Source organism: Sphingomonas sp. R86520, from assembly GCF_042466285.1.
In the GTDB taxonomy this organism is placed as follows: Bacteria; Pseudomonadota; Alphaproteobacteria; order Sphingomonadales; family Sphingomonadaceae; genus Sphingomonas.
The window spans coordinates 2,146,783-2,166,648 of record NZ_JAXHBZ010000001.1; the positions used below are offsets into that span (position 1 = coordinate 2,146,783).

Annotated in this window: 19 protein-coding genes and 1 pseudogene; 11 read left to right on the forward strand and 9 right to left on the reverse strand. The window is 64.9% G+C overall.

The features are described 5' to 3' along the window. The 4 genes from SJY41_RS09775 to SJY41_RS09790 all read left to right on the forward strand — a co-directional run bounded on the left by SJY41_RS09775 (nt 1) and on the right by SJY41_RS09790 (nt 3,288). Nucleotides 1–1,923: an alpha-L-fucosidase gene (locus tag SJY41_RS09775; RefSeq protein WP_380781239.1), complete on the forward strand. Its 1,923-nt coding sequence runs from the start codon at nt 1–3 to the stop codon at nt 1,921–1,923. Nucleotides 1,924–1,965: 42 nt separating this feature from the next. After that, on the forward strand, nt 1,966–2,259 hold the full coding sequence (locus SJY41_RS09780) for a DUF1330 domain-containing protein (RefSeq protein ID WP_380781241.1): 294 nt from the start codon (nt 1,966–1,968) through the stop codon (nt 2,257–2,259). A gap of 133 nt (nt 2,260–2,392) precedes the next feature. Further along, nucleotides 2,393–2,665, forward strand: a complete 273-nt coding sequence (locus SJY41_RS09785) for a hypothetical protein (RefSeq protein ID WP_380781243.1) — start codon at nt 2,393–2,395, stop codon at nt 2,663–2,665. A 77-nt stretch (nt 2,666–2,742) separates the two neighbouring features. Continuing rightward, on the forward strand, nt 2,743–3,288 hold the full coding sequence (locus tag SJY41_RS09790; protein ID WP_380781245.1) for a glycine zipper 2TM domain-containing protein: 546 nt from the start codon (nt 2,743–2,745) through the stop codon (nt 3,286–3,288). Between the two features lie 153 nt (nt 3,289–3,441). On the opposite strand, the gene SJY41_RS09795 is transcribed toward SJY41_RS09790, so the two are convergent. Beyond that, nucleotides 3,442–5,568, reverse strand: a complete 2,127-nt coding sequence (locus tag SJY41_RS09795) for a prolyl oligopeptidase family protein (RefSeq protein WP_380781247.1) — start codon at nt 5,566–5,568, stop codon at nt 3,442–3,444. A 58-nt stretch (nt 5,569–5,626) separates the two neighbouring features. Here SJY41_RS09795 and SJY41_RS09800 point away from each other — a divergent pair, with 58 nt between their 5' ends. Further along, on the forward strand, nt 5,627–7,042 hold the full coding sequence (locus SJY41_RS09800) for an MFS transporter (protein ID WP_380781249.1): 1,416 nt from the start codon (nt 5,627–5,629) through the stop codon (nt 7,040–7,042). A gap of 339 nt (nt 7,043–7,381) precedes the next feature. Here SJY41_RS09800 and SJY41_RS09805 read toward each other — a convergent pair. Further along, nucleotides 7,382–7,861: pseudogene (locus SJY41_RS09805) on the reverse strand (DUF885 family protein); the annotation flags it as partial. 60 nt (nt 7,862–7,921) lie between these two features. Between SJY41_RS09805 and SJY41_RS09810 the strand changes: the two are divergent. Then, nucleotides 7,922–8,746 (forward strand): alpha/beta fold hydrolase, encoded by an 825-nt coding sequence (locus SJY41_RS09810; protein WP_380781251.1) that lies wholly within the window; start codon nt 7,922–7,924, stop codon nt 8,744–8,746. A gap of 138 nt (nt 8,747–8,884) precedes the next feature. Here the strand turns inward: SJY41_RS09810 and SJY41_RS09815 are convergent, their stop codons facing one another. Continuing rightward, nucleotides 8,885–9,211: a septum formation initiator family protein gene (locus SJY41_RS09815; protein ID WP_380781253.1), complete on the reverse strand. Its 327-nt coding sequence runs from the start codon at nt 9,209–9,211 to the stop codon at nt 8,885–8,887. A 133-nt stretch (nt 9,212–9,344) separates the two neighbouring features. Continuing rightward, nucleotides 9,345–10,625, reverse strand: a complete 1,281-nt coding sequence (gene eno, locus SJY41_RS09820; protein WP_380781255.1) for a phosphopyruvate hydratase — start codon at nt 10,623–10,625, stop codon at nt 9,345–9,347. Between the two features lie 169 nt (nt 10,626–10,794). Between eno and SJY41_RS09825 the strand changes: the two genes are divergently transcribed. The 5 genes from SJY41_RS09825 to SJY41_RS09845 all read left to right on the forward strand — a co-directional run bounded on the left by SJY41_RS09825 (nt 10,795) and on the right by SJY41_RS09845 (nt 12,760). Next, the gene (locus tag SJY41_RS09825) at nt 10,795–11,310 is read left to right on the forward strand and encodes a hypothetical protein (RefSeq protein WP_380781257.1); all 516 of its coding nucleotides are present in this window, start codon (nt 10,795–10,797) and stop codon (nt 11,308–11,310) included. Between the two features lie 4 nt (nt 11,311–11,314). Further along, nucleotides 11,315–11,668, forward strand: coding sequence for a phage holin family protein (locus SJY41_RS09830; RefSeq protein ID WP_380781259.1), 354 nt, complete (start codon nt 11,315–11,317; stop codon nt 11,666–11,668). Beyond that, nucleotides 11,665–11,937: a phosphatase gene (locus tag SJY41_RS09835; RefSeq protein ID WP_380781261.1), complete on the forward strand. Its 273-nt coding sequence runs from the start codon at nt 11,665–11,667 to the stop codon at nt 11,935–11,937. Before SJY41_RS09830 ends, SJY41_RS09835 begins: the two co-directional genes overlap by 4 nt. Before the next feature lie 69 nt (nt 11,938–12,006). Further along, nucleotides 12,007–12,468, forward strand: coding sequence for a hypothetical protein (locus SJY41_RS09840; RefSeq protein WP_380781263.1), 462 nt, complete (start codon nt 12,007–12,009; stop codon nt 12,466–12,468). A gap of 64 nt (nt 12,469–12,532) precedes the next feature. Then, complete coding sequence (locus tag SJY41_RS09845; protein WP_380781265.1) at nt 12,533–12,760, forward strand: DUF4170 domain-containing protein; 228 nt, start codon at nt 12,533–12,535, stop codon at nt 12,758–12,760. Between the two features lie 438 nt (nt 12,761–13,198). Here SJY41_RS09845 and SJY41_RS09850 read toward each other — a convergent pair whose 3' ends face one another. The 5 genes from SJY41_RS09850 to SJY41_RS09870 all read right to left on the reverse strand — a co-directional run bounded on the left by SJY41_RS09850 (nt 13,199) and on the right by SJY41_RS09870 (nt 19,839). After that, complete coding sequence (locus SJY41_RS09850; protein WP_380781267.1) at nt 13,199–13,849, reverse strand: rhomboid family intramembrane serine protease; 651 nt, start codon at nt 13,847–13,849, stop codon at nt 13,199–13,201. Nucleotides 13,850–13,854: 5 nt separating this feature from the next. Next, nucleotides 13,855–14,331: a transcription elongation factor GreA gene (greA, locus tag SJY41_RS09855; RefSeq protein ID WP_056052861.1), complete on the reverse strand. Its 477-nt coding sequence runs from the start codon at nt 14,329–14,331 to the stop codon at nt 13,855–13,857. Nucleotides 14,332–14,406: 75 nt separating this feature from the next. After that, entirely contained in the window at nt 14,407–17,739 is a 3,333-nt protein-coding gene (gene carB / locus SJY41_RS09860) for a carbamoyl-phosphate synthase large subunit (RefSeq protein ID WP_380781269.1), read from the reverse strand. A 2-nt stretch (nt 17,740–17,741) separates the two neighbouring features. Continuing rightward, nucleotides 17,742–18,533 carry a hypothetical protein gene (locus tag SJY41_RS09865; protein ID WP_380781271.1) on the reverse strand — a complete coding sequence of 264 codons (792 nt, stop codon included), beginning with the start codon at nt 18,531–18,533 and terminating at the stop codon, nt 17,742–17,744. Next, nucleotides 18,526–19,839 (reverse strand): carbamoyl phosphate synthase small subunit, encoded by a 1,314-nt coding sequence (locus SJY41_RS09870; RefSeq protein WP_380781273.1) that lies wholly within the window; start codon nt 19,837–19,839, stop codon nt 18,526–18,528. Before SJY41_RS09870 ends, SJY41_RS09865 begins: the two co-directional genes overlap by 8 nt. Nucleotides 19,840–19,866 lie beyond the last annotated feature (27 nt).

Sequence of the window (19,866 nt, forward strand, 5' to 3'; positions counted from 1 at the left end):
ATGACCGAAGTTTCCCGCCGCCTGCTGCTCGCCTCGGGTCTAGCCGCCAGCGCCACGCCCGCGATCGGTGCCGGCCGCGAAACCGCGCCGAAGCCTTGGGGCGCGACGCCCTCGAAACGCCAACTCGCCTGGCACGCGCGCGAGCAATACGCGTTCGTCCATTTCTCGATCAACACCTTCACCGATCGCGAATGGGGCTATGGCGACGAGGATCCGAAGCTGTTCGATCCGTCGGACTTCTCGCCCGACCAGATCGTCGCCGCCGCCAAGGCAGGCGGGATGCGCGGCATCATCCTGACCGCCAAGCATCATGACGGTTTCTGCCTCTGGCCGACGATGCTCACCGAACACTGCATCCGCAACAGCCCCTACAAGGACGGCAAGGGCGACATCGTCGGCGAGATGGAACGCGCCACGCGCCGCGCCGGGCTCGATTTCGGCCTGTATCTCTCGCCCTGGGATCGCAACCACGCCGAATATGGTCGGCCGGCCTATGTCGAGTATTTCCGCAAGCAGGTGGTCGAACTCTGCACGCGCTACGGCACGCTGTTCGAATTCTGGTTCGACGGTGCGAACGGCGGTGACGGCTATTACGGCGGCGCACGCGACACGCGGAAGATCGACGCGCCGAAATACTATAACTGGCCGTCGATCGTCGCGCTGGTCCACGAGCACCAGCCGATGGCCTGCACCTTCGATCCGCTCGGCGCGGACCTGCGCTGGGTCGGGAACGAGGACGGCGTCGCGGGCGATCCGTGCTGGCCGACCATGCCGAACCACCCCTATGTCCAGTCCGAGGGCAATTCGGGCGTGCGCGGTGCCACGCTCTGGTGGCCTGCCGAGACCGACGTTTCGATCCGCCCCGGCTGGTTCTACCACGCCGACGAGGATTCGAAGGTCAAGACGCCCGCGCGCCTGATCAAGCTCCACGACGAATCGGTCGGTCGCGGCACCAACCTCAACCTCAACCTGCCGCCCGACCGTCGCGGCCGCCTCGCCGACATCGACGTCGAGACGCTGAAATCGTTCGGCACGGCGCAGGCCGCGACCTTCGCCACCGATCTCGCAAAGGGCGCCGTCGCATCGGCCAGCCACGTCCGCGGGAAGACCTATGCGGCGAACACGGTGCTCGACGGCAACCGCGACACCTACTGGTCGACGCCCGACGCCGTCACCACGCCGACGCTGACGCTCGACCTCCCGCCGGGTCGCGCGTTCGACCTCATCCGCCTCCGCGAGTATCTCCCGCTCGGCATACGCGTCACCCGCTTCGCGATCGATGCGGAGATCAACGGACGATGGGAAAAACTCGCCGAGCATTCGGGCATCGGCCCGCAACGCATCGTCCGCCTGGAATCGCCGATCGCCCCTCGCCGCCTCCGCTTGCGCATCCTCGAAGGCACCGCCTGCCCCGCGGTCCGCGAAATCGCGCTGTTCCGCCAGGTCGCACCCGCTCCCGTCGCCCCGGTCCGAAACACCGACACGACCACCGTCGTCACCAGCCGCTGGTCGATCGTCACCGCGACCGCGCCGGGCGCCAAGGCGCTGCTCGACGACGACAGCGCGACCGCCTGGACCATGCCCGCGCCCGCGCCCGGCACACCCGCCTCGGTCACGATCGACCTCGCCGCGACCGAAACGCTCGCCGGGTTCGTCCTCATCCCCTCCCGCGCGGTGATGGCAAAGACCGCCCCGCCGAAAGGCTGCCAGGTCGAGGCGAGCACCGACGGCAAGACCTGGCAGGACATCGCCAAGGGCGAACTCCCGAACATTGCCTACGCGCTTGCCGCTCAGCGTATCGCCTTCGCCCGACCGATCGCCGCCCGCTACCTGCGCTTCTCGTTCGCCGAAACTGCCATCCCAGCGCAACGGCTGGCGATCGCGGGCCTTGGCGCGTTCAGGCCGAAACCTGGCGCATCTTGATCGGCAACGATGTAATCGTGCCGGTGCAGAAGGAGAATGATGATGGCGGCCTATGTCGTGTTCGTGCGTAACGAGATTACCGATCCTGCCGAGATGAAGCAGTATCAGGCGAAGGCGCCGGCGGCCCGTGAAGGGCGCACGCTGAAGCCACTGGCGTTCTACGGTGCCGTCGAGACGCTCGAAGGGCCGACCGTGGACGGTGCGGTCATCCTGGAATTTCCGGATCTGGCCGAGGCGCATGCCTGGTATGACAGCCCGATCTATCAGGATGCCTTGCAGCACCGCCTCAAGGGCGCCGATTACCGGGTCTTCGTGATCGAGGGTGTTGCGGCCTGACCACCGCGCGGGGGTCGCAAACTGCGGCTCGAGCGGACAACCTGTACGCCAGCCGACAATGTCGTTCAGGAACGATGTCTCTCGACAGCCGTATCACCGGCACAGCCCGATCGTCGGGCCGAGAGGACGTATCATGAAGTTCACGCACATCATTGCCGCCGGGCTTGCCTTCGCGACGCTCGGCCTCGGCGCCGCAGCGCCTGCCGAAGCACAGCGCGACCGCGGCTACAGCCAGCAGCACGACAACCGCGGCGACCATCGCGATTTCCGCGGCAACGACCATCGCGGCGATCGCCACGACGACCGTCGCTATCGCGGCCGCGGCAACGATCGCCGCAACTGGAACAATCATCGCCGCTGCCGCACCGAATGGCGCCATCATCGTCGCGTGCAGATCTGCCGCTGATAGATCTTGAAATCGAGCGGGTGGTGGCGCGATGCTGCCGCCCGCTCTCGTTGTGACCATCTAGAAGGATCCGGATCATGAAGCGTTTTCTCGGCACGGCTGCACTGATCGCTGCCACCTGCCTGTCCGCTGCAACGCCCGCGCTAGCACAGAGCAGCGCCGACGACGCGCGCTTTGCCGCAGCTCAGTCGCGACTCGACAGCGAATTGCAGATCTTCCGCCAGGAATTCGATCGCTACCAGTCGGTCCGCGGCAACCGTGGCGGTTACGCACCGCAGGGCGGCTATCGCCAGGCACCCGACCGCGCGGGGCAGGATCAATATCTCGACGAGCGCGATGAGGGCAATTACGATCCTTCGCGCTACTACCGCGCCGGCCCGAATTATCAGGAGCGCACGCTGTCGTCGAACGACCGCGTCTATGCCGGGCAGGACGGCAAATATTACTGCAAGCGCAACGACGGCACGACCGGGCTGATCATCGGCGCGGCTGGTGGCGGCATCCTCGGCAACGTGATCGACGGCGGTCGTTCGCGCACCGTCGGCACGTTGCTCGGCGCGGCTGTCGGAGGGCTCGCGGGCCGCAGCGTGGATCAGAACAATAGCCAGGTCCGCTGCCGCTGATCGGTCGCCGGACCTGATCCTCCCCCGCAAGGGGGAGGTGGCGCCGAAGGTGACGGAGGGGGAGGACACGCAACGGCGGTGTCGCTTACCTCCCCCTCCGTCAGGCTGTGCCTGCCACCTCCCCCTGGCGGGGGAGGATGAGGATAGCAGCTACTATTTCGCCGGCCCGACCAGCTTCTGCGTGAAATACGTCATCTGCAGCGCCTGCAACCTAGCCCCCTGCTCGATATCCGCATCCCCCGAATGCCCGCCGGCGGTATCCTCATAATAGAGATACGGCAGCCCGTACTCCTTCAACCGCGCCGCGAACTTGCGCGCATGCTGCGGCCCGACCCGGTCATCCTTGGTGGTCGTCCAGATATACGGCTCCGGATACGCGACGCCCTTCCTGATGTTCTGATACGGCGAGATCGTCTCGAGGAACGCCTTCTCCGCCGGCACCGTCACCGAGCCATATTCGTCGACCCAAGACGCCCCAGCCGCGATCCCCTCATACCGGATCATGTCGAGCAGCGGCACCTGGATCGTCACCGCCTTCCACAGGTCCGGATGCTGGTTGAACTCGACGCCCATCAACAACCCGCCATTCGACCCGCCATAAATCCCCAGCTTGGCCGGACTCGTCAGCTTCCGCGCGAACAGGTCCTTGGCCACCGCCGCAAAGTCGTCATAGATCACCTGCCGCTTCGTCTTCCGCCCGGCATCATGCCACTTGGGCCCGAACTCGCCACCACCACGGATGTTGGCGAGCACATACGACCCGCCCCGCTCAAGCCAAAGCTTGCCGGTGCTCCCCGAATAGCTCGGCGTCATCGACACCTGGAAACCGCCATACGCCGTCATGATCGTCGGCGTCGTCCCGTCGAGCGTGATGCCCTTCTTGTGCACCACGAAATACGGCACCTTCGTCCCGTCGGTGGACGTCGCCTCGAACTGCTCGACTACGTCGTTCGACGCATCGAACTTCGGCGGCAGAGTCTTGATCGGCTTCGGCGCAGCACCCGTCGCCGCATCCAGCGAATAGAGCGAGGTCGGCGTCAGGAACCCGGTCACCGTCAGATACGCATCGTCGCTGCGATCGGTCGTGCTCGCGACGTCGATCGAAGCATTGTCGGGTAGCGCGATCGGCTTGGCGGTCCAGCCCCCCGCCCCATGCGTGTAAACCGACGCGCGGCCACGGACGTTGTCCGACACCACCAGCAACAGCTTCGACTTGGTCAGCGCCATCCCATCGACCGACTGGCGCGGCCCCGGTGCGAATACGATCGTCGGGTTGATCGTGCCCTTCTCGACCTCGGCAAGCGGCGCCGACGCGACCGCCCCCTCGGGGATTTTGCCCCAAGGGTCACTGGTCGAGAAGATCACCTGTCCGTCGATCATGCCAACCGGAAACGTCCGGTCGGGCAACGCCAACGGCCGCGTCCCCGCCGGCGTCCACACCAGCTTGTCCGCACCGAAGAACGTCTTCCGCCGCTGGATCACGACCAGCCGATTGCCCTTCTCGTCGGTCAGCACGTCCGCGCCGGTCGCCCCATGGTCGGTCGCCGCGCCGCGATACACCTCGGTCGCGGCGGTCAGCGGCTGGCCGCGCTTCACCTGCTTCAACACGAAGGCGTAACCCGACTGCGTCGTTGTCCCCGCCCCCCAGTCGCGCGCGACCAGCAGCGTATCCTTGTCGACCCAGCTCGCATCCTGTTTCGACTTCGGCAGCGTGACGCCGCCCTCGACGAATGCCCCGGTCGACAGGTCGAACTCGCGATACGTCACCGCATCCTCGCCACCCTCCGACAGCGCGACGAGGCACAGCCGCTCCTCGGGCTGGAGGCAGGTCGACCCCTTCCACACCCACTGCTTGCCCTCGGCCTTGCCCAGCGCATCGAGGTCGAGCGCGGTCGTCCATTTCGGCGTCGCCGACGCGTAGTCCGCCGCGCTCGTCCAGCGCCACAGCCCATGCGGATGCTCGGCATCGCGCCAGAAATTATAGATCCGCCCGAACATCTGGTTCGGCATCGGGATGCGATCCTTTGCCGACGCGATCGCCAGCGCCTCGGCATAGAAGGTCTTGTAGCGCGGATCGTTCTGCAGCCGCGGGAGAGTCTTCGCATTCTCCGCCTCGACCCAGGCGAGCGGCTTCGCGCCGTCCTTGTCCTCGAGCCAGATATACGGATCGGCAGTGTTCGTTTTGGTCATCGGTGCGACTTGGGCAAGCGCGGCACCGCCCGCAAGTCCGGCGCCACCGCTCAATATCGTCGCCGCAAGCATCGAAGCCAGAACCCGCATCACCGTATCTCCCTGATTTGCTTGGCGGGATACATGCCGAGGTCTATCGCGGTCCGCAATGCAACCGGAACAGATATCGGCGGCCGACGGCCTGCCCAAACCGCGCCGCTTCGTCGCGATCGCCGCAATTTCGGCAGGCACCGCGCTCACCATCATCGACGGCGGCATCGCCACCGTCGCGCTGCCGACGATCGCGCGCGACCTGCACGTCGGCAACAGCGCGGTGGTGACGGTCGTCACCGTGTACCAGCTGATCCTGGCGATGGCGCTGCTCCCGTTCTCCGGCCTCGGCGACCGCATCGGCCTGAAGCGCATGTACCAATATGGCCAGCTGCTCTTCACCGTCGCGACATTGCTGTGTTTCTTCGCGAAGAGCCTGCCGTTCCTGCTCGTCGTCCGCGCCGCGCAAGCCCTGGGTGCCGCAGCCGCGCTCAGCGTCTCCTCAGCGCTGATCCGCTCGATCTACCCGACCAAGCAGCTCGGCCGCGGACTCGGCATCAACTCGGTGGTCGTCTCCAGTTCCGCGGCACTCGCCCCGACGATCGGCGGTCTGGTCCTCGCCATCGCCCCCTGGCCCTGGGTGTTCGCCAGCGCCGTACCGTTCGCGATCGCGTCGCTCTTGCTCGGCCGCGCACTACCCGAACCACGGAAACACGACGAACCCTTCGACGTCCTCGGCGCGGTCATGTGCGCAGCGATGATAGGCCTCGTCATCGGCGGCGCGGAAAGCGCGGTCCACGGCGACAGCCCGATCGTCTCCGCCGCGATCGTCCTGACCGGCGCGGTGATCGGCTGGTTCTTCGTAAAGCGCGAACAGGGCGAGACCAAGCCGATCCTGCCGATCGACCTGCTCGCGCGGCCGGTGCTCGCGCTGTCGGCGATCGGTGCGTACACCGCGTTCATCGCGCAGATGACATTGCTGCTCTCGACGCCGTTCCGCCTGACGCACGCCTACGGCTTCAGCGCGGCGGAAGTCGGCGCCGCGATCGCGCCTTGGCCGCTCGCCAACATGTTCGTCGCGCCGCTGTCGGGGTGGTTGTCGGATCGCTATCCGGCCGGGCTGCTCGGCGGGATCGGCATGGGCGTATCGATCTGCGCGCTGCTGCTGATCGCGTTCATGCCGGTCGACCCGAGTTATTTCGACATCGCCTGGCGAATGGCGTTGTGCGGCTCGGGGTTCGGGATGTTCATGGCCCCGAACGCGCGGTTGATCATCGGCAGCGCCCCCCGCGAACGCGCAGCAGCGGCTGGCGGCCTCGTCTCGACGGTTCGCCTGGTCGGCCAGACGACCGGCGCGACCCTGGTCGCCGCCCTCTTGGCGATGGGCGTAGGCGCGGGCATGACCCCGCCTCTCGTCGCAGCGGGCCTAGCGCTGGTGGCAGGCCTATGCAGCCTGAGCCGCCTCCGCCCCTCGATCCGCAACCCGCCGACCGAAGAAACACAGGACGTCCAGCCGGCTTCCCAAGCGCGGTGACCTACTCCCTCTCCCCTCCGGGGAGAGGGTCGGGGTGAGGGGCAGCCAAGCAGCGCTCCGCCCGGAACAGCCCCTCACCCCAGCCCTCTCCCCGGAAGGGGGAGAGGGAGCAGCAAGAAGATGTTCACCCGCGAAGGCGGATGCCAAGCCTAGGTCCCTACCTTCGCGGGGACACAAGCTTTGGTTTGGGAAGCCTTTACCCCAGATGCACCACCCCGGCGGAGGCAGGGGCCCAATTGGAAAGGTCGGCATAACGGAGGACTGCGCTTCGTTAGCGACGCTCCCCAATTGGGCCCCGGCCTTCGCCGGGGTGGATGGGAGAACGATCGCTCCCCCCCCTCAGAAAGCAGCCGTCGCCTTGGCCTCCCCCATCATCGCCGCCCGAACCAAAGGAATCGGTGGCCCGCCATAACTCAGGAACTGATCATGGAACGCCTTCCAGGCCTTCCGCCCGCCCCGCGTCGCGGTCCAATCCGCCCGCAGCTTGCGGATCATCAGCTTGCCCATAGTATAATTCAGATACGCCGGATCATACGTCCCCCGCGCCGCCTGCTGCTTCGCGTTCCCCTCGTCCTGGTAACACTCGTCGACGAACATCCGGAACGACTGCTCCTGCGTCATTCCCTTCGCATGCATACGGATCGCCGAAAGATACCGGCAATCCCGCAGCAGAGCGTTCGAGATCTGCCCGACATGCGTCTCCGCATCACCGTTGTTGAGCCCCGCTTCCCACATCATTTCCTCGGCATAATGCGCCCACCCTTCCGCAAACGCATACCCCACGAACAGCCGCCCAAAGAGCGACGGACGCCAGTGTGCGGAACGGCAAAAGCGTTCGGCCGTTAAGGCTGCATCTACCACGAGAGACTGGACAGCTTCATGCCCTATGTAAAAACCCGTGACGGTACAGACATTTACGTCAAGGACTGGGGCACGGGTCGCCCGGTGATCCTTACCCACGGCTGGCCGCTCAACGCCGACAGCTGGGACGCGCAGGCGATGGCGCTCGCGCAGGCCGGCTTCCGCGCGATCGCCTACGACCGCCGCGGTTTCGGTCGCTCGGGTCAGCCCTGGACCGGCTATGATTACGACACGCTGACCGACGACTTGGCCGACGTCATGGAGGCCACCGGCGCGACCAGCGACGCGACGATCGTCGGCTTCTCGATGGGCGGCGGCGAGATCGCCCGTTACATGAGCCGCTACGAGGGCAAGGGCGTGATCGCCGCCGGGCTGATTTCGTCGGTCGTCCCGTACATGCTGAAGACCGACGACAACCCGGACGGCGTGCCCGAAGAGACGCTTGCCAGCATCGGCGCAGGTATCGAGAAGGACCGGCCAGCGTTCTTCAAGACGTTCCTCCAGCAGTTTCTCGGCGTCGGGTTCATCACTTCGCCGGTCAGCGACGAGGTCGTCGACTGGGTCTGGGGGCTCGCGATGCAGGCCGGGCTTCATCCAACGCTGGAATGCGCCAAGGCGTTCGGCCACACCGACTTCCGTCAGGATCTGGCGGCATTCCGCGTACCGACGCTGGTTGTCCATGGGACGAGCGACAAGACTGTGCCGATCGACGCCACCGGCCGCGCCGCCGCCAAGGGCATCGCGGACTCGCAACTGGTGGAATATGACGGCGCCCCGCACGGCCTGACGATTACGGAGAGCGATCGCTTCACCAACGACCTGCTGACGTTCCTGGGTCGGTAATTTCTGAATCCTCCCCCGCAAGGGGGAGGTGGCAGGCGCTTGCCTGACGGAGGGGGAGGAACAGGAAACCGCTGTTCCGTATCCTCCCCCTCCGTCACCTGCGGCGACACCTCCCCCTGGCGGGGGAGGATCGAAAGACTAGTTCCCCAGTGGCACGATGACCTCGTCCGGATGCGCGACGTTCAGCTCCTTCCGGACCATTTCGTCGACCATATCCGGGTTCGCATGGTCCGGGTTCAGCAACGCCACCCGGTTCTTGAGGACCTCGCGCTTGCGGTCGAGCGCTGCGTAGTCCAGCTCCCGTTTCGCAAGCTGGCGCTTATAGTCGCCATAGGCGAACATCCCGTTCGGCCCGAGCACGGCATACGCGCCGAAGAACGCCATCAGCGTCAGCCCCAGCGCCGGCCACGCGGCCTTGCGCATCGTCTTCCGCAGCTTGCTGGTCTTCGTCGTCACGCGCGCCATGTCGTCCTCCGGTACTCCAAACCCACTTCGTCACCCCGGACTAGTTCCGGGGTCCACCGTCCCGCACAATCAAGTCTGTCGATCATGCGGGACCGTGGATGCCGGAACAAGCCCGGCATGACGGATGGGGCAATCAGCCCCCGATCAGGATGTCGCGACCCGCATAGCGCGCGGCATCGCCCAGTTCTTCCTCGATCCGGATCAGCTGGTTGTACTTGGCCAACCGGTCCGACCGCGCAAGGCTGCCCGTCTTGATCTGCCCGCAGTTGGTCGCAACCGCCAGATCGGCGATCGTCGAATCCTCGGTCTCGCCCGAACGGTGCGACATCACCGCGGTGTACTTGGCCCGCTGCGCCATCGACACCGCCTCCAAAGTCTCGGTCAGCGTGCCGATCTGGTTGACCTTCACCAGCAGCGAGTTCGCATAGCCGCCGTCGATCCCACGCTTCAGACGCTTCGGGTTGGTCACGAACAGATCGTCGCCGACCAGCTGGACCTTGTCGCCGATCAGGTCGGTGAGCGTCTTCCAGCCCTCCCAATCGTCCTCGCCCATGCCGTCCTCGATCGAGAAGATGGGGTAACGACGCGTCAGGTCCGCAAGATACTCCGCCATCTCCGCGCTTTCGAGGATCCGGCCCTCGCCCGAGATGTCGTACTTGCCGTTCTTGTAGAACTCGGTCGCCGCGCAATCGAGCGCGAGCATCACGTCCTCGCCGGGCTTGTACCCTGCCTTCTCGATGCTCGACATGATGAAGTCGAGCGCCTCGGTGGTGCTGCCGATGTTCGGTGCGAAGCCGCCCTCGTCGCCGACGCTGGTCGACAGGCCCTTCTCGCTCAGGCCCTTCTTCAGCGTGTGGAAGATCTCCGAGCCGCAGCGGACCGCCTCGAGGATGTTCGACGCGCCGACCGGCACGATCATGAATTCCTGGAAATCGATCGGGTTGTCGGCATGCTCGCCGCCGTTGATGATGTTCATCATCGGCACCGGCAGCAGATGCGCCTGCACGCCGCCGACATAGCGGTACAGCGGCAGGCCACGCGCCTCGGCCGCAGCCTTGGCGACCGCGAGGCTGACGCCGAGGATCGCGTTCGCGCCCAACCGGCCCTTGTTCTCGGTGCCGTCGAGTTCGATCATCGCGCGGTCGAGGTCCGACTGGTCCTCCGCGTCCATGCCGAGCACGGTGTCGGTGATCTCGTCGTTGACCGCGTCGACCGCCCCGTCGACGCCCTTGCCGCCCCAGCGGCTCTTGTCCCCGTCGCGCCGCTCGACCGCCTCGTGCGCGCCGGTCGATGCGCCCGACGGCACGGCCGCGCGACCGAAGCTGCCGTCTTCGAGCAGGACGTCGACTTCGACGGTGGGATTACCCCGGCTGTCGAGGATCTGGCGTGCATGAAGGTCGATTATTGCGGTCACGTAACGATGCTCCTACAAATCCCGTGATAGTCGGGTACCCGGGTCGTTCGCGCAGCCTCTACCGTCTCGCGCCGACACGGGCAATCATATCGCGCAATCGCGCCCACAGCAGGGAACCGCGCGCCGACCGACGGGGTTTGAGACTGTAACAATTTCGAAAGGGATGGCCATGGCCGACACCAACGCAACACCGATGAGCGATGCCGATGTCTCGACCTCGACGGACCTGACGTCCACCGAGCCACTGAAGGGTGCCACGAACGACGGCTCTGGCGACAATGTCGATGGCGCGGCGACCAGCAAGGCATCGGATGCCAAGCAGTTGATCAAGGACAATGCGAGCAAGTACGGCACGCAGGCTGCCGACAAGGCGCGCACCTTTGCCGAGGACGGCAAGGCTCGCGCCGGCACGGCACTCGATCAGCTCGCACAGCTGCTGACCGACGCCGCCGGCCAGGTCGATGACAAGCTCGGGTCGCAATATGGCGGCTACGCCCGCACCGCCGCCGACAGCGTCTCGACGTTCTCCGAACAGGTTAAGGCAAAGGACGTCGACCAGCTCGTCGACGACGCCCGCGAACTCGTTCGCAAGTCGCCCGGTGTCGCGGTCGGCGTAGCCGCCGCCCTCGGGTTCGTCGTCGCCCGACTGGTTCAGTCGGGCATCGACTCGAACACGAAGGCCTGAGCGCTTGTCGGATCCGGTGAAGTTCGCGGTCGAGGAGGACGAGAGCCTCGCGTCGATCGTCGGCCGTCTGGCCGGTGAGGCACGCGGTCTCGCGACCGCCGAGGTCGCGGTCTACAAGGCAAAGTTCGGCGAGACCGCCAGTGCGTACAAGACGGCGGCGATGTTCTTCGCGGTCGCCGGCGTGCTGGCGCTGGCCGCGCTGATCGCACTGCTGGTCGGTGCGATCTTGACGCTGGCGACCCTGGTAGGGCCTGGTTGGGCGACCGCGATCGTCGTCGTTGCGGTGCTGGCGATTGCCGGCATCCTGGCGATGATCGGCAAGTCGAAGCTTCAGACCAAGAGCGAGCCCGCATCATGACATCCGCCAAAGTCGCCGCCGCAGAGATCGAAGCCGCCCTCGCTCGCCAGCGCGTCATGATGACGCTCGAACAGTTGCAGGACCGGCTCAATCCCAGGAAACTCGCGCTGAACGCCGGCCGCGACGTCGCCGATGCTGGCACGGCCGCGCTGAACGCCAGTGTCGACACGGTGAAGCGCAATCCCGGCCCCGCCGCGGGCTTTGCCGCGGTCGCCGGGCTGTTCCTCGCGCGTCACCAGATCGTTGGCCTGTTCCGTCGAGGCCGTTGAAATCCTTGAAACCTACACGTCCCGGCTTGCGTTGAAACCGACGCAGCTCGCCACCGGAAGGACCGTATCATGACCGACTCCGACACCAATCATTCCGACAGCCGCCTCCGCGACGGCTATGACAGCGTTCGCGAGACCGCCTCGAAAGTCTATCACGACGCCAGCGACAAGGCCGCCGAAGCGCTCGAAGCATCGAAGTCGACCGCCAAGCGAACCGTCGGCAGCCTCGAATCCAACCCGCTCGGTATCCTCGTCGGCGGTCTGGCAGTCGGCGCGCTCGCCGGCGCGCTGATCCCGCGTTCGGCGCGCGAGAAGGAATTGCTGGCACCGATCGGCAAGCGCATCGGCGAGACGATCGTCGCAGCGACCGCCGCCGCCAAGGACGCCGGGCGCTCCGAGCTGGGCGAACTCGGCCTGACCAAGGACAATGCGCGCGATCAGGCCAAGGGCTTGCTTGAGGGTATCGTCAAGGCCGTGACGACGGCCGGTACCGCAGGTGCGAAGGCGGTTTCGCAAAAGCCTGTAGCCTAAGGGTTCAAACCGCGGGTCGAACACGCTAGGGAGGCGGCAACCCCCTCCCTAGGAAAGCAAGCCCATGAGCAAGCTCCACCTCGTATTCGGCGGCCGCGTCAGCGACCCGCGCACCCTGGATTTCAACGATCTGAGCAAGATCGAATTCGTCGGCGTCTATCCCGATTACGCCAGCGCCGAAAAGGCCTGGCGTGCTGCAGCGCAGCGCACCGTCGACGACGCCGAGATGAAATTTGTCGTTGTACACCTCCACCGCATGCTCGAACCGAACCTCGGTGCGACTGCAGCTTGAGCTACTCCGGATCCGTCATTCCCGCGAAGGCGGGAACCCATACTGGCTGGCGTAGCAACCTGATCGCAACGACATAAGCTATGGATCCCCGCCTTCGCAGGGATGACCGTTTTGGCAATACCCGCCTGACGATCAAGTTCGCGTGAAGCGGCCTCTCTCGTCCCTCTCCCATCGGGAAGAGGGAGAGACGCCAAAGGCGGCGATAGGTGAGGGCACGCCAAGCAGGACTACGGCTACGAGCCCCCGCGGTCTCGCTAGTTCGCGGCTTGGGCAGTAGCCCTCCCCCACCGCGTTCGTGCTGAGTAAAGACCGAGTAGCTCCGCAAGGAGCGTATCGAGAGCTCGTATCGAAGCACAGGCCCGGTACGCCAACCCATCCTTCGATACGCCGCTTCGACAAGCTCAGCAGCTACTCAGGACGAACGGTGTGGCCGGCTGCTCAAGCCGCCCGGTAATGCCACAGCAGCAAAGGCCGAGCCAGTACCAGCCCCGCCAAAAACCCACCGATATGCGCGCCAATAGCAATCGGCCCACTAGCTCCAACCGAAGCCCCAAACCCGGCCAGCCCCATCAGCAGCTGGATCCCGATCCACGCGGCAGCCAGCCAAACGACATGCACGACCCCAGCCGGCACCGGCCCGATCGCCCGCGGCCGCCGCTCGCCATACAACAGCGCATAAGCCCCAACGACCGCCGAAATCGCGCCCGAAGCGCCAATCATCGGCGCGGTAGACTCAGGCCCGAACGCCCAATGCCCCGCCGCCGCCGCATACGCGCCCAGCACATACAGCACGACCAACCCGACCGTCCCCAGCGCCTTCTCGACGAACTGCCCGCAATACACCAGCATCACGAGGTTCAGCGCGATGTGCGCCCAACCGCCATGAATCAACGTCGCAGTCAGCGGCGTCGCCCAGGACGGCACCACGAACATATGCTCGCTAGGAATACCAAGATCGGTCATCCGCAACGGGATAAACCCGGCGTTCACCGCCCAGTAGCCAAGCGATCCGCTTAGCACCAGGAATCCCGAGACGATGACCGTCACGATCGTGATGATCGCCGTCGCCCGCGTCTCGAAGAATTGCATAAGGCTCAGATGAACTCGATCTTGGAGACGACGTAATAGCGCTCGCCAGCCGGCACCGTGACCTCGACCTCTTCGTCGAGCTTGCGGCCGATCAGCCCACGCCCAAGCGGCGAATTATACGAGATCCGCCCGGTCTTCGCATTCGCCTCGGTCTGGCCGACGATCTGATACTTCACCGGCTTGTCGTTCTCGTCGAGCAACGTCACCGTGGCGCCGAACACGACCTTGTCGCCCGACAGGTCCTTCGGATCGATGATCTGGGCACGCGACAGCTTGTCCTCGATGTCGGAGATCGATGCCTCGACCTGTCCCTGACGCTCCTTCGCGGCATGATATTCCGCGTTTTCGCTCAGATCGCCGTGTGCGCGCGCCTCTTCGATCGCGTCGACGATCGTCGGACGTTCGGCTTTCAGGCGCTTCAGATCCGCACTCAGCGTCTCATAGCCTTCCTGCAGCATCGGCATCTTTTCGACGGTCGCCATCATCTCGTCCCCAAATCCATTTCCCCGCGCGAGGCCCTGTACCAGCCCCGCCCACACATCATTCTCATGTCGGGATCAGTCGTGCGACTGCGAATAATAGGATTGCAGCGGCCGTACTTCAAGGCTGTGCGTCGAAAGCTTGGCGATCGCCTTCGCCGCTTCGAGCGAAGCGGGCGCGGTCGTGAAGTACGGAATGCGTTGTCCCAGCGCGGACGCGCGGATCGGCTGCGAGTCCTTCAGGCTCTGCCACCCCTCAGTGGTGTTGAAGATCAGCGCGATATCGCCGTCCTTGATCCGGTCGACGATATGCGGCCGCCCCTGCGCGACCTTGTTGACCTTCTCCACGGACAGCTCAGCGCGCGCCAGATGATCCGCCGTGCCCCCCGTTGCGACGATCGAGAACCCGGTATCGATCAAGGCCTTAACCGCCTCGACGATCATCGCCTTGTCGCCGTCCTTCACGCTGACGAACACACAGCCCTTGGTCGGCAGGATCGTCCCGGCGCCAAGCTGAGCCTTCGCGAACGCGATCGTGAAGTCGGGATCAATCCCCATGACTTCACCGGTCGACTTCATTTCCGGCGACAACACCGGATCGACGCCCGGGAAACGATTGAAGGGGAACACCGCCTCCTTCACCGCATAATAGTCGATATGCCGGTCGATCTTGGGGAGGTTGACCAGCTTCTCGCCCGCCATCACGCGTGCGGCGATCTTGGCGATGGGCGCACCGATCGCCTTGGCGACGAACGGCACGGTGCGCGACGCGCGCGGGTTGACCTCGATGAGATAGACCAGGCCGTCCTTTACCGCGAACTGGATGTTCATCAGGCCGACCACCGACAGGGCATGCGCAAGCGCCACCGTCTGCCGCTCGATCTCGGCGATGATCTCCGCCGACAGCGAATAAGGCGGGATCGAGCACGCCGAGTCACCCGAATGGACGCCCGCTTCCTCGATATGCTGCAACACGCCCGCGACCACCACGTCGGTCCCGTCGCAGATCGCGTCGACATCGACCTCGATCGCATCGCGCAGATACTGGTCGATCAGCACCGGCGAGTCGCCCGACACCTGCACCGCGGTCGCGATGTAATGCTCGAGCTGCCCGATCGTATCGACGATCTCCATCGCCCGGCCACCAAGCACATAGGAAGGCCGCATCAGCACCGGATAGCCGATCCGCTCCGCCGCCGCGACCGCCTCGTCCCGGCTCCGCGCGAGGCCATTGGCCGGCTGCAACAGCCCGAGCTTGGTGATCAGCGCCGCGAACCGCTCACGATCCTCCGCCAGATCGATCGCGTCCGGCGTCGTCCCCAGGATCGGGATGCCCGCAGCCTCGAGCGCCCGCGCCAAGTTCAGCGGCGTCTGCCCGCCGAACTGCACGATCACGCCCACCAAAGTGCCGTTCTGCTGCTCGACATGCAGGATCTCCAGCACGTCCTCGGCGGTCAGCGGCTCGAAATACAGCCGGTCGCTAGTGTCGTAATCGGTCGACACCGTCTCCGGGTTGCAGTTGACCATGATCGTCTCATAGCCCGCATCCGCCAGCGCGAAGCACGCATGGCAGCAGCAATAATCGAACTCGATCCCCTGCCCGATCCGGTTCGGGCCGCCGCCGAGAATGACGATCTTCTTGCGATCGGTAGGCTCGGACTCGTTCTCGGGCTCGCCGAAGCTCGGCGCCTCGTAGGTCGAGTACATATACGGCGTCTTCGCATCGAATTCGGCCGCGCACGTATCGATCCGCTTGAACACCGGCCGCACGCCGAGCTTCAGGCGATGCTGGCGCACCTCCTCCTCGGTCACGCCACCGGTCATCGCCTTGACCACCTCGTGGATCAGCCCCGAGCCGCGCGCGATCCCGCGGTTCATGCCCCGCAGATTGGCGGATTGCAGCGCCAGCCACGCGAGCCGCTTGTCGCTGAACCCCATGCTCTTCAGACGGCGCATGCCGGGCGCGTCGATCGGCAAGCCGTCCTTCATCACCTCGGCCTCGGCCGCGATGATCTCGGCGATCCGCTCCAGGAACCATGGATCGTACTTGGCGATCGCATGCACCTCGGCAACCGTGAAGCCCTCGCGCAAAGCCTGCGCCGCGACCAGCAACCGGTCCGGCGTCGCGACGGCCAGCGCCGCCTCGATTTCCGCCCGCGGCGCCCCGACCAGATGATCGACCTGGTTGAACCCCGACAGGCCCGTCTCGAGCCCGCGCAACGCCTTCTGCATCGATTCGTGGATGTTGCGACCGATCGCCATCACCTCGCCGACCGACTTCATCGCGGTGCCGAGCGTATTCGACGCGCCCTTGAACTTCTCGAACGCGAACCGCGGAATCTTCGTGACGACGTAATCGATCGTCGGCTCGAACGCGGCAGGCGTTGCGCCGGTGATGTCGTTCTCGATCTCGTCGAGCGTGTAGCCGACCGCCAGCTTCGCCGCGACCTTCGCGATCGGGAAGCCGGTCGCCTTCGACGCCAGCGCCGACGAGCGCGAAACACGCGGGTTCATCTCGATGACGACCAGCCGGCCGTCCTTCGGATTGACCGCGAACTGAACGTTCGAACCGCCTGTTTCGACACCGATTTCGCGCAACACCGCGATCGATGCGTTGCGCATGATCTGGTATTCCTTGTCGGTCAGCGTCAGCGCTGGCGCGACCGTGATCGAGTCGCCGGTGTGGACGCCCATCGGATCGACGTTCTCGATCGAGCAGATGATGATCGCGTTGTCGTTACGATCGCGCACCACCTCCATCTCGTATTCTTTCCAGCCGAGCAGCGATTCCTCGATCAGCACCTCGGTGGTCGGCGACAGATCGAGCCCGTTGCGGACGATCGCGATGAACTCCTCGCGGTTGTACGCGATGCCGCCGCCCGATCCGCCCATCGTGAAGCTCGGCCGGATGATCGACGGAAGCCCCGTCTTCTCAAGGCCTTCGAGCGCTTCCTCGACAGTATGTGCGATCGCCGAGCGCGCGCTTTCCAGCCCGATCCGGTCCATCGCGTCGCGGAACTTCAGCCGGTCCTCCGCCATGTCGATCGCATCGGCATCCGCCCCGATCATCGTCACGCCGAACTTCTCCAGCGTACCGTCATGGAACAGCGCGAGCGCGGTATTCAGCGCGGTCTGGCCGCCCATCGTCGGCAGGATCGCGTCCGGGCGCTCCTTCTCGATGATCTTGGCGACGATCGCCGGCGTGATCGGCTCGACATAGGTCGCGTCGGCCAGCTCGGGATCGGTCATGATCGTGGCGGGGTTCGAATTGACGAGGACGATACGATAGCCCTCCTCCTTCAACGCCTTGATCGCCTGCGTGCCCGAATAATCGAACTCGCACGCCTGGCCGATGACGATAGGTCCTGCGCCGATGACGAGGATCGAGGAGATGTCGGTGCGTTTTGGCATGTTCAGAATCCTAGGAACTTTGCTATCAGCAGCAGCAGAGCGGTCGCGGCTGTGCCTACGAGCGCTCCACCGGCCTCTTTTCCAATCCATTCGAGAGTATCACGGGCGCGCCGATAGGCTAAATTTGCGCGCACGGCTTGTCCCGAAAACGCAACCCTTATTTCAGCAACTTCGGAGGCCGCCGCCTGAGCTTGATCGGGCGTCAGATTTCCTAAATCGTTTCCGGTAGCCAACTGATGATGAAGCGATTGAGCACTCGCGACAATTTCAGCAACCTCGGGACTGTTGTGTGACAGCATCACCACCCGATCACTCGCGGGAATAACACTGCCTAAGGCGAACCCGGCCTTCAGCTTTTCAATCATTAGAGCGGCCCAATCATCGCCGAACTGGGCATATTTACGAAGCGCGTCGTATCGATCATACAACTCTAGATATTTAAACGAACGGCGCTCTGCTGCGTTAATACCAGAATGTGGATCCTCAGCGGTATCGATGATCTGATTGTATGCCGCCTGTTCCCGAGTCACTGCTTCAATAAAAGAACCGAATTTGTCCGGCGAAACTCTTATAAAAGATCCAGTTATGGGATCATCTTCAATGTACGAAATGTCGCAACGGTTTAGCATCCTGACTGCGGACCGAACTACATCACGATCGATTTGACGATCGAGTACAAAGCTAATCCGCTCGTCTATTTCATCTCGGGGCACGGACAAACCGTGGCCTCCTGCTCCCTTGGCCATATAGAGCAGAATGACACCACAGTACCCTGCCAGCTGGTCATCAGTCACCGCGTAACTGCCCAACAAACCGTTCAAAGAGATACAAGCTGTCCTGCGGCCCTGGACTCGCTTCCGGATGATACTGTACGGAGAACGCGGGCTTGTCGGTAAGTTCCAGCCCCGCATTCGACCCGTCGAACAGCGACACGTGCGTCTCGCGGACATTCGCGGGCAGGCTCTCCCGCTCGACCGCGAAGCCGTGGTTCATGCTGGTGATCTCGACCGCGCCGTCGGACAGGCGCTTGACCGGGTGGTTGGCGCCGCGGTGGCCCTGGAACATCTTGGTCGTGGTCGCGCCGACCGCGAGGCCGAGCAACTGGTGGCCGAGGCAGATGCCGAACAGCGGCTTGCCCGTCTCGAGCAGCTGGCGGATCACCGGGACGGCGTATTCGGCGGTCGCGGCGGGATCGCCGGGGCCGTTCGAGAGGAAGATGCCGTCGGGGGCGAGCGCCATCACGTCTTCGAAGCTGGCGGTGGCGCTCACGACGGAGACTTTCGCGCCTGCCTCGACAAGGTTGCGGAAGATGTTGCGCTTCGAGCCGTAATCGATCGCAACGACGTGGGGCTTCTGGCCTCCCCTCCCGCTTGCGGGAGGGGATTGAGGGGTGGGCTCGCGCTCACCTGTTGGTGCGACCGTGGAAGAAGGCTCAATCGCGCCGTCGTCTGTCGAGGATGGCGCGAGCCCACCCCCGGCCCCTCCCGCTTGCGGGAGGGGGGAAGAAGAATAGCCGAAGCCCAGCTTCCAGACACCGCCGGGCGCATCCTCGCCCCAGCCATAATGCATCTCGGTCGACACGTCCTTGGCGAGGTCCATGCCCTCCAGCCCCGGCCACGCGCGCGCCATCGCCAGCAGCGCAGCCACGTCGAACTCGCCGCTCGCCGAATGCGCGATCACGCCGTTGGGCGCGCCCGCCACCCGGATCCGCCGCGTCAGCGCACGCGTGTCCACCCCCGAAAGGCCGATCCGCGCATGTCGCTTCATCCAGCCATCGAGACCCTCGACCGCGCGAAAACTCGAGGGCTGCGTCACGTCCTCGCGGACGATGATGCCGAGCGCGTGCGGGTCGTCCGCCTCGACGTCGTCGGGGTTCGCGCCGACGTTGCCGATGTGCGGAAAGGTGAAGCAGATCATCTGCCCGGCGAACGACGGGTCGGTCAGCACCTCCTGATAGCCGGTCATCGCGGTGTGGAAGCACACTTCGCCGACCGCACTGCCCTCTGCGCCGAACCCGCGACCCCAGATCACGTCGCCATTGGCGAGGACCAGGACGCCCGTAGCTCCAGCGGGCATGGCAATAGGATTGGTGTCGGCCATCAGGCTGGGCACTCTCTTTACGTTGAC

Excerpts from the sequence above, each read along its gene's own strand:
- SJY41_RS09785 (WP_380781243.1), top strand. The coding sequence starts at position 2,393 with ATGAAGTTCACGCACATCATTGCCGCCGGGCTTGCCTTCGCGACGCTC.
- SJY41_RS09810 (WP_380781251.1), top strand. The coding sequence starts at position 7,922 with ATGCCCTATGTAAAAACCCGTGACGGTACAGACATTTACGTCAAGGAC.
- greA (WP_056052861.1), bottom strand. The coding sequence starts at position 14,331 with ATGGCGACCGTCGAAAAGATGCCGATGCTGCAGGAAGGCTATGAGACG.
- SJY41_RS09850 (WP_380781267.1), bottom strand. The coding sequence starts at position 13,849 with ATGCAATTCTTCGAGACGCGGGCGACGGCGATCATCACGATCGTGACG.
- SJY41_RS09780 (WP_380781241.1), top strand. The coding sequence starts at position 1,966 with ATGGCGGCCTATGTCGTGTTCGTGCGTAACGAGATTACCGATCCTGCC.
- SJY41_RS09790 (WP_380781245.1), top strand. The coding sequence starts at position 2,743 with ATGAAGCGTTTTCTCGGCACGGCTGCACTGATCGCTGCCACCTGCCTG.
- SJY41_RS09835 (WP_380781261.1), top strand. The coding sequence starts at position 11,665 with ATGACATCCGCCAAAGTCGCCGCCGCAGAGATCGAAGCCGCCCTCGCT.
- SJY41_RS09825 (WP_380781257.1), top strand. The coding sequence starts at position 10,795 with ATGGCCGACACCAACGCAACACCGATGAGCGATGCCGATGTCTCGACC.
- carB (WP_380781269.1), bottom strand. The coding sequence starts at position 17,739 with ATGCCAAAACGCACCGACATCTCCTCGATCCTCGTCATCGGCGCAGGA.
- SJY41_RS09840 (WP_380781263.1), top strand. The coding sequence starts at position 12,007 with ATGACCGACTCCGACACCAATCATTCCGACAGCCGCCTCCGCGACGGC.
- SJY41_RS09775 (WP_380781239.1), top strand. The coding sequence starts at position 1 with ATGACCGAAGTTTCCCGCCGCCTGCTGCTCGCCTCGGGTCTAGCCGCC.
- SJY41_RS09870 (WP_380781273.1), bottom strand. The coding sequence starts at position 19,839 with ATGGCCGACACCAATCCTATTGCCATGCCCGCTGGAGCTACGGGCGTC.
- SJY41_RS09845 (WP_380781265.1), top strand. The coding sequence starts at position 12,533 with ATGAGCAAGCTCCACCTCGTATTCGGCGGCCGCGTCAGCGACCCGCGC.
- SJY41_RS09815 (WP_380781253.1), bottom strand. The coding sequence starts at position 9,211 with ATGGCGCGCGTGACGACGAAGACCAGCAAGCTGCGGAAGACGATGCGC.
- SJY41_RS09800 (WP_380781249.1), top strand. The coding sequence starts at position 5,627 with ATGCAACCGGAACAGATATCGGCGGCCGACGGCCTGCCCAAACCGCGC.
- SJY41_RS09795 (WP_380781247.1), bottom strand. The coding sequence starts at position 5,568 with ATGCGGGTTCTGGCTTCGATGCTTGCGGCGACGATATTGAGCGGTGGC.